The 12,031-nt window shown below is 63.4% G+C and carries 9 protein-coding genes; 4 read left to right on the top strand and 5 right to left on the bottom strand.

Features of this window, described 5'->3' with window-relative positions; translation table 11 throughout:
* Positions 1 to 149: 149 nt before the first annotated feature.
* The 4 genes from AC4PTT_RS07690 to AC4PTT_RS07675 form a co-directional block, all read right to left on the bottom strand.
* On the bottom strand, positions 150 to 671 hold the full coding sequence (locus tag AC4PTT_RS07690; RefSeq protein ID WP_222474093.1) for a winged helix DNA-binding protein: 522 nt from the start codon (positions 669 to 671) through the stop codon (positions 150 to 152).
* A gap of 2 nt (positions 672 to 673) precedes the next feature.
* On the bottom strand, positions 674 to 1,978 hold the full coding sequence (locus AC4PTT_RS07685; protein ID WP_206548145.1) for a TRAP transporter large permease: 1,305 nt from the start codon (positions 1,976 to 1,978) through the stop codon (positions 674 to 676).
* Entirely contained in the window at positions 1,978 to 2,529 is a 552-nt protein-coding gene (locus tag AC4PTT_RS07680; protein ID WP_475081528.1) for a TRAP transporter small permease, read from the bottom strand. The genes AC4PTT_RS07685 and AC4PTT_RS07680 overlap by 1 nt, the downstream gene beginning before the upstream one ends.
* A gap of 98 nt (positions 2,530 to 2,627) precedes the next feature.
* On the bottom strand, positions 2,628 to 3,599 hold the full coding sequence (locus tag AC4PTT_RS07675) for a TRAP transporter substrate-binding protein (protein WP_113155660.1): 972 nt from the start codon (positions 3,597 to 3,599) through the stop codon (positions 2,628 to 2,630).
* A gap of 161 nt (positions 3,600 to 3,760) precedes the next feature.
* Between AC4PTT_RS07675 and AC4PTT_RS07670 the strand changes: the two genes are divergently transcribed.
* The 3 genes from AC4PTT_RS07670 (at position 3,761) to AC4PTT_RS07660 (ending at position 9,503) form a co-directional block, all read left to right on the top strand.
* Positions 3,761 to 7,387, top strand: coding sequence for a hydantoinase B/oxoprolinase family protein (locus tag AC4PTT_RS07670; protein ID WP_492162432.1), 3,627 nt, complete (start codon positions 3,761 to 3,763; stop codon positions 7,385 to 7,387).
* A gap of 212 nt (positions 7,388 to 7,599) precedes the next feature.
* Positions 7,600 to 8,844 carry a BtaA family protein gene (locus tag AC4PTT_RS07665; RefSeq protein WP_206543903.1) on the top strand — a complete coding sequence of 415 codons (1,245 nt, stop codon included), beginning with the start codon at positions 7,600 to 7,602 and terminating at the stop codon, positions 8,842 to 8,844.
* 2 nt (positions 8,845 to 8,846) lie between these two features.
* A complete protein-coding gene (locus AC4PTT_RS07660; RefSeq protein WP_492162431.1) occupies positions 8,847 to 9,503 on the top strand; it encodes a class I SAM-dependent methyltransferase in 657 nt (218 codons plus the stop codon).
* A gap of 158 nt (positions 9,504 to 9,661) precedes the next feature.
* On the opposite strand, the gene AC4PTT_RS07655 is transcribed toward AC4PTT_RS07660, so the two are convergent.
* Complete coding sequence (locus AC4PTT_RS07655) at positions 9,662 to 11,059, bottom strand: serine hydrolase domain-containing protein (protein ID WP_206543905.1); 1,398 nt, start codon at positions 11,057 to 11,059, stop codon at positions 9,662 to 9,664.
* A gap of 129 nt (positions 11,060 to 11,188) precedes the next feature.
* Between AC4PTT_RS07655 and AC4PTT_RS07650 the strand changes: the two genes are divergently transcribed.
* Positions 11,189 to 11,992: a glycoside hydrolase family 25 protein gene (locus AC4PTT_RS07650; protein ID WP_025029643.1), complete on the top strand. Its 804-nt coding sequence runs from the start codon at positions 11,189 to 11,191 to the stop codon at positions 11,990 to 11,992.
* The last annotated feature ends 39 nt before the right edge of the window (positions 11,993 to 12,031 follow it).

Genomic DNA, 12,031 nt, shown 5'->3' with positions numbered 1-12,031 from the left:
ATCTTCCGGGCGCGTCGCCGCGCGCCCACAGCGAGGAAATGCGCCAGACCGCACGGAGTTTCGTAACGTTGAGTGACGGGCCGTAACGATGCGGGATCGCGGACGCGCCATGCGCCCTGCCCGCAGGCTTACGGGCCAGGGTCAGGCCCCTAAAGACTGGTGGCGCTGCGCGCGGCCTGATCATATTGCCCGGACAGGGCGTGCATTACCGCGGCGATGCCGGAAAGCGCTTCCTCATCGAGTTTGAGGCGCTTGGTGCTCGAAACGAGCAGCGCTTCACGAACCTCGTGATAGCGCTCGCAGGCGGCAGCCCCTTCCGCAGTCGCCTTCACCGTCTTCTCCTTGCCCCTGCGCCCGGTCTTGACCAGACCTAGCGCGGCCAGCTTCTTGATGGCGTAGGACGCGACGTGAACGTCTTCGATGTTGAACATCATGCACAGTTCCGAAAGCGTCTTCTCCCGGTTCCTGTGATTGACGGCGTGCAGGATCTGCACGGCGGTGGGCTGCAGACCAGGAACCCCCGCCGCCGCCATGCAGCGCACCATCCAGCGCTCGAAGGAATGGCTCATCACGGTCATCGCAAACTCGATCTCCGACAGCGCCGGCATGGCGCCAGCGGCCAGATGGGCTGCGGAGACGACCGGTCCGACTTTCCGTTCGGCGTTCGACATCATTACCTCGCGAGCATGGTTTGCGGCAGCCATAGCGCCAGTTGCGGGAACAGGACGACCAACGCAACGGCGACGATCATCATGAGGAAGAACGGCAGGGTCATGCCGGCGACCTTGAGAATGTTGTGACCGGTGAGCCCCTGAATGACGAACAGGTTGAAGCCGACCGGCGGCGTGATCTGACTCATCTCGACCACGAGCACGAGATAGATGCCGAACCAGATGATGTCGAGCCCCGCAGCCTCGACCATGGGCAGAATGACCGATGCGGTGAGCACGACGATGGAAATACCGTCGAGAAAACAGCCCAGCACGACGAAGAAAAGGGTCAGCACAGCCAGAAGCGCATAGGGCGAGTAGCCCTGCTCGGCGATGAACTGCGCCAGCGCACGGGGAATGCCCGTATAGCCCATGGCCACGGTCAGAACGGACGCACCGGCGAGGATGAGCACGATCATGCAGGAAGTGCGCGAGGCGTTGCGCAGCGCAGCGAAAAAGGTCGAGCGGCTTAACGTGCCGGTGAACCATGACAGGGCCAGTGAGAGGACCACACCGACAACGGCGGCCTCGGTGGGCGAAGCAAAGCCGCCATAGATCGAACCGATGACACCGATGATGAGCGCCAGGATCGGGAACAGGCGGCGCGTCTGCCAGATGCGCTGAAGATAGGGAATGCGCGGATCGGCCTCGGGCATGCGCTTGTGATTGATCATCGACCAAACGGCCGTGTAGCCCATGAAGAGCGCCGCCAGCATGATGCCGGGAATGACGCCGGCGATGAAAAGACGGGCGATGGACTGCTCGGTGGCCGCACCGTAGACGATCAGAATGATCGATGGCGGGATGAGCAGGCCGAGCGTGCCGGAACCGGCAAGCGAGCCGATGGCCATGCGCTCGTCATAGCCACGCTTTCTGAGTTCGGGCAGAGACATGCGGCCGATGGTGGCCGTGGTGGCGGCAGACGAGCCGGACACGGCGGCAAAGATGGCGCAGCCCAGAATGTTGACGTGCAGGAGCCGGCCCGGCAGACGCCGCATCCACGGCGCAAGACCGGCGAACATGTCTTCGGCCAGCCGCGTGCGGAACAGGATCTCCCCCATCCAGATGAACATGGGAAGAGCAGCCAGGTCCCACGAATTGATGGAACCCCATACGGTGGTGGCCATCACCGCGCCGGGCGGCACCGGAACCATGAGATAGATGGCGGTAAGGCCGGCCACCATGAGCGCCAGAGCGACCCAGAGGCCGGCGGCAAGCAGGACGAGCATCAGCCCGCCGAGCGTGAGGGAAATGGTCAGAAGGTCCATCACACTTCCTCCGCTGCGCCGTCTTCGGTGGCGAGATAGGATGGAGACCGGCCCGTGAGCGCGGCGAACAGGTCATCCAGCAGCGCAACGGCGAAGATGCCGATCCCGAGCGCCATGACCGCCTGCGGTATCCAGAGCGGGATGGCAATGATGCCGTAAGACAATTCGTTGAAGCGGTGACTGTCGAGGGCGAGCTTCGCTGCATAATAGAAGAAGAAGCTGGCCAGCGCCGCGCCGACCAGAAGCACGAACACCTCGGCCACCCGGCGCATGCCCTCGGGCATGGCGGCAAGACCCAGCGTCACACGGATCTGCGCACCGCCGCGCAGGGAGCCGGCAAGCGCCATGAAAGACGCGCCGACCAGCAGGAAGCCCGCGATCTCGGCCAGCGACGGCACGAGAAACCCGTAAGGAGGCAGGCCGAAAAGCCCAAGCAGGGTGTCCACCACGCGCCCCATGACCTGGGCGAACACCAGAACTGCAATCGCGCAGAGGGCAGCCATGGCCAGCCACTCGGCCGCGCCATAAAGCCCGTTCAGTATTTTTCTCATTGTCGTCGTCTCCGCTCGACGGTCTCATTCTGGTCGCACATGGCGACCGGTCTGCGGGCGGCCGGACATCCAGCCGCCCGCAGGGTCAGTCAAAGCGGTCAGTTCCTGTAAGCGTCGAGGACGGCCTTGCCTTCGTCGCCAGCCTTTTCGGCCCATTCGGCGGACATTTCCGCACCGATTGCGGCAAGCCCTTCCTTGAGCCCGGCGCTCGGCGCAGTGACGGTGATGCCATTGTCCTTGAGGATCTGGGTCTTGTCTTCCGTCTCCTTGACGGAGGCTTCCCAGCCGCGCGTCTCGGCGGTGGCCGCAGCCTCAAGCACCGCTGCCTGCTGATCTTCCGGCAGCGCATCGAACGCGGCCTTGTTGACGAAGACCATGTTGCGCGGGAGCCAGGCCTGCGCGTCGGAATAATGGGAGAGGAAGTCCCAGACCTTGGAGTTTGCGCCGGTGGAGGGCGACGTGACCATGGCCTCGACGCGGCCGGTGGCGAAGGCGGTCGGCAGGTCCGGCACCTCTACCTGGGTCGGCAGCGAGCCGGCGAGCTGCGCCAGACGCTCGGTGGCGGCATTGTAGGCGCGCATCTTGAGGCCCTTGAGGTCGTCGACCGAAGAGATTTCCTTCTGGGTGTAGATGCCCTGCGGCGGCCACGGCACGGAGAAGAGAAGCTGAAGCCCCTGCTCCTGAAGCTTTGCGGCAAGCTGGTCCTTCGACGCGCCATAGAGCTTCTTCGCGTCATCATAGCTGGTCGCCAGGAAGGGGATCGAATCCACTTCATAGATCGGGTCTTCATTGGAAAGACGCGATCCCAGAACCTCGCCGATCTGAGCAAGGCCCTGACGCACGGCGTTCTTGATGTCGGGATGCTTGAACAGCGAGCCGTTGGAATGAACGGTGATCTCCAGACCGCCATCGGTGGCGGTTTTCACATCCTCAGCGAACTGGGCGATGTTCTGCGTGTGGAAATTGGTGTCGCCATAGGGCACCGGCATGTCCCACTTGGTCTGCGCGGAAGCAGAGGTGGCAAAGCCGAGAGCGGCTGCGGCCACAGCGAATTTCACGGAATGATGCATCGTCAATCTCCCATTTGTATGAGGCAACGGAGGCGTTCCCTCACCTTCTTTCGTTGCAATGGAAGGAGCGTCGCACACTCAGATAATATGTCAATAAATTATTGACGTTTTATCCGAGACATGTTTCTCCTTTTGCCAAGGATAATGCGAAGGAACCGACGATGACAGCTGGCAAATGGGATTTTTGGATCGACCGCGGCGGCACGTTTACCGATGTGATCGGCCGCGATCCGGATGGCGGGCTTTTCGCCCGCAAGCTGCTTTCTGAAAATCCGGAAGCCTATGCCGATGCCGGTATTCAGGGCATTCGCGATCACCTCGGCGTCAAGGCCGGTGAAACCATGCCTTCGCATCTGATCGGCGACGTGAAGATGGGCACGACCGTGGCAACCAATGCGCTTCTGGAGCGCAAGGGCGACCGCGTGGCGCTGGTCATCACCAAGGGGTTCCGCGACGCGCTCAAGATCGCCTACCAGGCGCGGCCCGACATCTTCGCCAAGGAAATCATCCTGCCCGAACAGCTCTATGAGCGCGTGATCGAGGTGCCGGAGCGCCGCCGTGTCGACGGCACGGTGGAAACGGAACTCGACCTCGACGCCGTGAAGGGCGAGATCGAGGCGGCCAAGGCAGACGGCATCGATGCGGTCGCCATCGTCTTCATGCATGCGTGGAGATATCCCGAGCATGAGAAAGCGGCGGCAAGCCTTTGCCGCGATTCCGGTTTTTCGCAGGTTTCGGTCAGCCACGAGACCTCGCCGCTGATCAAGCTGGTGGGTCGTGGCGACACCACGGTGGTGGATGCCTATCTGTCGCCGATCCTGTCGCGCTATGTGAGCCGCGTGGCGGCGGAACTGGGCGTCAACGAGAACGGCGAAGGCCCGGGCCTCAAATTCATGATGTCGTCGGGCGGCCTGACGGCGGCCGACAAGTTCCAGGGCAAGGACGCGATCCTTTCCGGCCCTGCCGGCGGCGTGGTCGGCATGGTGGAGACGGCGCGGCTTGCCGGCTTCGACAAGGTGATCGGCTTCGACATGGGCGGCACCTCGACGGATGTAGCCCATTATGACGGCGAATATGAACGCGCCTTCGACACGGAAGTGGCGGGCGTGCGCATCCGCGCGCCGATGATGCGCATTCACACCGTGGCCGCCGGCGGCGGTTCGATCCTGCATTATGAAGACAACCGCCTTAAGGCGGGTCCGGATTCGGCCGGCGCAAACCCCGGCCCCGCATGCTATCGCCGTGGCGGGCCGCTGGCCGTGACCGATGCGAATGTGATGCTGGGCAAGCTGCAGCCGGATTTCTTCCCGGCCATTTTCGGCCCCGAGCAGAACGAGCCGCTCGATGTGGACGCCGTGCGCGCCCGCTTCACCGAACTGGCCGAGCAGATCGGCGACGGACGTCCCGCGGAAGCCGTGGCGGAAGGCTTCATCACCATTGCCGTGGAAAACATGGCCAATGCGGTGAAGAAGATCTCCGTGCAGCGCGGCTATGACGTGACCGGCTATCTCTTGAACTGTTTTGGCGGCGCGGGCGGCCAGCATGCCTGCCTCGTGGCCGACGCGCTGGGCATGGAAGCGGTGCTGATCCATCCGATGTCGGGCCTGCTGTCGGCCTATGGCATCGGGCTTGCGACCGTGTTCGCCTCGCGCCAGCAGGCGCTTTTGAAGCCCTTTGCGGAAAGCTCTCTGGACGCCATCGACGCGCTTTCGGCGTCGCTGCGCGAAGAAGTGCGCGCGGAGCTGGCAGATCAGGGCATCACCGGCGACAAGGTGATGTGGGCAACCAAGCTGGAAATCCGCTACGAGGGCACTGACACGACGCTGCCCATCGCCTTCGACGGCACGCTTGAGACCGCCAGGGCCGCCTTCGAGGCGGCGCACAGGGCGCAGTTCGGCTTCGTCTATGACGACAAGCCAATGGTGGTGGAAGCCGTCAGCGTCGAGGGACTGGACGCGGGCGACGGCCGTCCGGTTGAGCAGGAGCAGGCAACCAGCGACGCCACGCCCGCCCCCGGCGAAACGCGCGCAATCTTCTGCGACGGCGCATGGCACGACGCCGGCATCTACCGCCGCGAGACGCTGTCGCGCGGCGCCAGGGTCAACGGCCCTGCCCTCATCATCGAGGCCAACCAGACGGTTGTCGTGGAGCCCGGCTGGCAGGCCGAGATCACCGCGCTCGACCACATTCTGATGCGCCGCGTGGAAAAGAAGGCCCGCATGGCCGCACTCGGTACCAAAGCCGATCCGGTGATGCTGGAGGTCTTCAACAACCTGTTCATGTCGATCGCCGAACAGATGGGCGTGACGCTGCAGAACACCGCCTATTCGGTGAACATCAAGGAGCGGCTCGACTTCTCCTGCGCGGTGTTCGACCAGAATGGCGCGCTGGTGGCCAATGCCCCGCACATGCCGGTGCATCTGGGCTCCATGGACCGCTCGGTGGAAACCGTCATCCGGCTGAACAAGGGCAATATCCGCCCCGGCGACGTGTTCGCGCTGAACGCGCCTTACAATGGCGGCACGCATCTGCCCGACATCACGGTGGTCACGCCCGTGTTTGACGATCACGGCGAGAACATTCTGTTCTACACCGCCTCGCGCGGCCACCATGCCGATGTCGGCGGCACAGCACCCGGCTCCATGACGCCGCTGGCGACCACGGTGGATGAAGAAGGCGTTCTGTTCGACAATTTCCGCCTCGTCGAAGGCGGCAAGTTCCGCGAAAAGGAGCTGCACACGCTTCTCACCGACCACGCCTATCCGGCGCGCAACCCGCACCAGAACATCGCCGATCTGAAGGCGCAGATCGCCGCCAACGAAAAGGGCGTGGCGGAACTGCGCAAGATGATCGACCAGTTCGGTCTGGACGTGGTGCAGGCCTATATGGGCCATGTGCAGGACAATGCGGCGGAGGCCGTGCGCCGTGTGCTCGAACGCCTGCCGGACGCCTCGGAATATGAATATCCGACCGACACGGGCCAGGTGATCAAGGTGAAGATCACCGTCGACCGCGAGAAGCGCGAGGCGACCGTCGACTTCACCGGCACGTCGAATGTTCAGAAGAACAATTTCAACGCGCCCGAACCGGTGACCCGCGCAGCGGTGCTCTATGCCTTCCGCGTGATGGTGGAAGGGCAGATCCCGATGAATGCGGGCTGTCTGCGGCCGATCAACATCGTGATCCCGGAAGACTGCATGCTGCGCCCCTCCTATCCGGCAGCGGTCGTGGCCGGCAATGTGGAGACGTCCCAGCACGTCACCAATGCGCTGTTCGGCGCGATGAAGGCCATCGCCAACAGCCAGGGCACGATGAACAATCTGACCTTCGGTAATGAAGAGTATCAGTATTACGAGACCATCTGCTCCGGCTCGCCGGCCGGTCGCATGAATGACGGTCGCGGCTTCGATGGCGCGTCCGGCGTTCATGTCCACATGACCAATTCGCGCCTGACGGACCCGGAAATCCTCGAACTGCGCTTCCCGGTTCTGCTTGAGGACTTCCATATCCGCGAAGGCTCGGGCGGCAAGGGCAAGTGGAATGCGGGCGACGGCACGCGCCGCACCATCCGCTTCCTGAAGACCATGGAATGCGCCATTCTCTCCTCCCACCGCACCCAGCCGCCACGCGGCGTTGAGGGCGGTGGCGATGGCGAAATGGGCAAGACCGAGGTGCGCCGCAAGGACGGTCATGTCGAAACGCTCAAGGGCTGTGACCAGACAGTGATCCAGTCCGGCGAAGCGGTGATCGTGACCACGCCCACCGCCGGCGGTTTCGGCAAGGCTTAAAGCAATCAGGATTGCGGGCGGGGGAGCATGCTTCTCCGCCCGCATTGTCATTGAAGCCCCCGGTCCGGGGCCAGGCGCTGCCGAACGGGCGGCGCTCGGGGCTAAACCTGCACCCCGCCTTTAACAGCCCCGTCACACTCGGTCATTCAGGTTTCACGCGCGCGTCATGGAAGCGCAGTAGCCCCTCAAGACAAGATTGAGGGGAGAGACCCATGACAGATCTTTCAGCCGGCACCGGCCTTTCCACCCGCCGCCATCTCGGCAAGGCGGTCTATCAGAACAGGGCCACCACGCGCGCAGGCCTTTCCGAACGCCTCTTCGCCCTTCTTTTTTCGGGCCTCGTCTATCCGCAGATCTGGGAAGACCCGGACGTGGACATTGCGGCGATGGAACTCGATGAGAGCCACCGCATCGTCACCATCGCGTCGGGCGGCTGCAATGTGCTGGCCTATCTCACCCGCCAGCCAGCGAAGATCGACGCCGTGGACCTGAACGCCGCGCATGTGGCGCTCAACCGGCTGAAGCTCACCGCCTTCAAGGCGCTGCCCGCCCATGGCGACCTGCTGCGCTTCTTCGGCGCAACCAACCAGCGCAGCAACAGCGAAGCCTATCGCCGCTTCATCGCGCCAGCGCTCGACGCCCAGTCGCGCCGGCACTGGGAAAGCCGCGGGCCGCTCGGCCGCAAGCGCATCGACGCCTTCACGCGCAATTTCTACCGCAAGGGCCTGCTCGGCTTCTTCATCGCCACCGGCCACACGGTCGCAAAGTTCTATGGCGTGAACCCGGCGGACATCATGAAATCGCGCTCGCTTCGCGATCAGCGCATCTTCTTCGATGAGCAGTTACGCCCGCTGTTCGACCGCGGGCTCGTGCGCTGGGCGACCTCGCGCAAGGCATCGCTTTTTGGCCTCGGCATTCCGCCGGCGCAGTATGACTCGCTGATCACGGCGGGTGACGGCACCATGGCGGATGTTCTGTCGAGCCGGCTTGAGAAGCTCGCCTGCCATTTTCCGCTGAAGGAAAACTATTTCGCCTGGCAGGCCTTCGCCCGCCATTACCCCGCTCAGGGCGAAGCCACCCTGCCCGCCTATCTGGAGCGCAGGAACTTCGACACGATCCGCGCTGCGGCAGACAATGTGACGGTGCATCACGCGAACCTGATGGATGTGCTGGGCAACAAGCCCGCGCAGAGCGTGGACCGCTATGTGCTGCTCGACGCGCAGGACTGGATGAACGACGATCAGCTCAACGCACTGTGGAGCGAGATCACCCGCACGGCAGCGCCCGGCGCGCGCGTCATCTTCCGCACCGCGGCAGCGCCGAGCCTGCTGCCGGGCCGCGTGAACGACCACATTCTGAACCAGTGGCGCTATGAGAAGCTCCGCTCGCGCGAACTCTCGGCCAATGACCGCTCGGCGATCTATGGCGGGTTCCACCTCTATGTGAAAGCGGCCTGAGAATGGCCATACCGCAGACCGCCGGGCACGCCAGTCTGATGGACGGCGTCTATCGCCGCCAGCGCCATATCTACGACCTGACGCGCAAATATTATCTGCTTGGGCGTGACGGGCTGATCGGCGGGCTGAACGCGCCGGAAGGCGGCGCGGTGCTGGAGCTGGGCTGCGGAACGGGGCGCAATCTGGCGCTCGTTTCGGATCATTATCCGAAAGCGCGTCTTTTCGGCCTCGATATTTCGCAGGAGATGCTCGCCACCGCAAGAAGGCGCATGGAGCGTGAGGGGATCGACGCCCGACTGGCCAAAGCCGATGCATCGTCTTTCGATGCCGAGGCGCTGTTCGGGCAGGCCCGGTTCGACCGGGTCTTCATTTCCTATTCGCTGTCGATGATCCCGCCATGGCGCGAGACCATTGCAGCAGGCCTCGACTGCGTTGCGCCGGGCGGGTCGCTGCACATCGTGGATTTCGGCCGGCAGGAACGGCTGCCCGGCTGGTTTCGCGCAGGATTGCGCCGCTGGCTTGCGGCCTTCCACGTGACACCGCGTGATTCACTGCGTGAAGCGCTGGAATCGGAATGCGAGAAACGGGGCGCAAGCCTGCGTTTCGACTCGTCTTTTCGGGGTTATGCCGTGCAGGCGATTGTGGAACTGCCGCAGTAGACGAGATACTGTTGCATTGACGTTGTGCGTGGTTCGACAAGCTCACCATGAGGGAGGTGGAGCTTCGCGGTGCAGACCGGTTCCACGCCCTTGCTCAACAGTTGTGCAGCCAATCCCATCCCTCATGGTGAGCTTGTCGAACCACGCACCACTCCACCCTACTCCATCTCCCCCGGGATCTTCGCCAGAGCCTCGATCAGCGCCTGCGGCTTGTAGCCGAGGCGTGAGGGCGTGAGGCCCATGCGCACCACCACCATGCGCAGCGAGGGAATGACCGTGATGGTCTGGCCATCATGGCCGAGCATCCAGAAAGCGTCGGGCGGCAGGTTGAACCCCTCGTCTTCCGGCACGCCACGCGGCGTGTTGGCGCGGGGACCGTGCAGCCAGGTCTGCCGGCCATATTCGCCGCCCGAAGCTTCCGTGGGGGTGCGCATCCACCGCACCCAGCCTTCCGGCAGAATGCGTTCGCCCTTCCACACGCCATCCTGCAGGAGAAGCTGGCCGAACTTCGCCCAGTCGCGTGCTGACGCATAGAGGTTGGAAGAACCGGCATAGGTGCCGCGCGGGTCCGTCTCGAAGACGGCGCTGTCCATGCCCAGCGGACCGAACAGGGCCTCATAGGGCCACGCCAGCGCATCCTGTGGCGCATTGAACGTGTCCTGCCAGACACGCGACAGGAGAACGCTCGTGCCGCTCGAATAGTTGAAGACCCCGCCGACGGGACCTTCAAGCTTCTGGTCGGCCGCGAAGGCCGGCATGTCGGAGGCGAGATAGAGCATGCGCGTGACATCGCTCACATCGCCGTAATCCTCGTTGAAGTAGAGACCGCTCTCCATGGCGAGAAGATCGGCAACGGTGATCTTCGATCGTTCGTCACCCGCCCATTCGGGGAACAGATTGCTGTCCTCGACGGACAGGCGGCCAGCCTTGACGCGGGTGCCGATGAGCGCGGCGGTGACGGTCTTGGTCATGGACCAGCCGATCAGGGGCTGCGTGTAATGGGCGACATCCTCGCCAAAACGCTCGCCGATGATGCGGCCATCCTGCACGACGACCACGGCGCGCATGCCGGGGCCGGTGAGCGCCGGATCATCGAGGAGTTCGGCCACCAGTTCATGCCCCTTAACGTCGATGCGCGGGCCATCCGGCCACAGATCCGTTCCCCGAGACACAGGCTCCGGCCTGTCGAAACGGGCGCCCAGCGCCGCCTTCACATCGCCATCGGGCACGGCGGCGCAGCCGGTCGCACCACGATAGACGGCAAGCCCGTCGCCAAAGACCCCGAAGAGGCCGGTGTGAACCGTGGCGTCGGACGGCTCGACCCGCACGCTCATGAGCTTCAAAAGCGGATGGCCCGGGGCCTGAACGTCGCGCTCGAGCACGGTCTGCGGGTCGCGCCCGGCTATGAACACATTGGAGCAGATAATCTTGGCGGCGTAATTAGAGCCGACACGAATGAGCGCGGGCGGCGAGACGTAAAGCCAGAGAGCGGCACCAGCGATTGCAACGGCAAGGAGACCGAGGAGCCATTTGAAGAGCCTGAGAGCAGTTCGCATTCCGTCGTCTTCTCCGTCTTCCCTTGCGGCCAGCCCTTTCATCCTGTGGTGACGGGGCCGGCAACTTCGCCTATTTCTGTCGGCGACGCCCCTATTTGCTGATTCGCACCCTGAGGAGCCCCGCTCATCATGCGTCGATTGATGATCGCCAGTCTATCCGCTTTGCTCGTCGGCTGCTCGACCGTCGACTATGATTTTTCCGATGTTGCGCCCAAGGCGCAACCCTCGACAATGCGCAGCAGCGGCGGCCTGCGCTTCGCCGACACCGACCCGCATGAATGGGAGGGTGGCGCACCCTGGCACTATGCGGTGCACGGAACGGATGTCGCCAAATATCAGGCCGACATCGACTGGAAGAAGGTTGCCCGCAACGACATTTCCTTTGCCTTCATCAAGGCGACGGAGGGTGGCGACATTGTCGACGATTATTTTGCGCGCAACTGGCGCGCGGCAAAGGCGGCCGGCGTTCCGCGCGGGGCCTACCATTTCTACTACCATTGCCGCCCGGCCATCGAGCAGGCGCGGTGGTTCATCCGCAATGTGCCGCGCGACGCTTCGGCCCTGCCGCCCGTTCTGGACATGGAGTGGACGCCCTTCTCTCCCACCTGCACCATCCGCCCGCCGGCGGAGAAGGTGCGTTCGGAGATGCGCATCTTCCTGAACGCGGTGGAACGCCATTATGGCAAGCGGCCGATCATCTATACCTCGATCGACTTCTTCGATGACAATGATCTGAGCAGCTTCAAGGGCTATCCCTTCTGGTTACGCTCGGTGGCCGGTCATCCGGATGACAAATATTCCGATCATCCTTGGGTCTTCTGGCAATATACGGGCACCGGCGTGATCCCGGGCATTGAGGGGAAGGCCGATATCAACGTGTTCAACGGCAATTCCAGAGCCTGGAAGAACTGGCTCCGGGCCAATGCCAGCTGATCGCGCCAGACGCCTTCAGCCCGTGTTATCAAGGAGAGT

The organism is Nitratireductor sp. WH36-1, from assembly GCF_058725515.1.
Note: the sequence above shows the minus strand (reverse complement) of the source record. Positions and strands in the feature narration are given on the sequence as shown.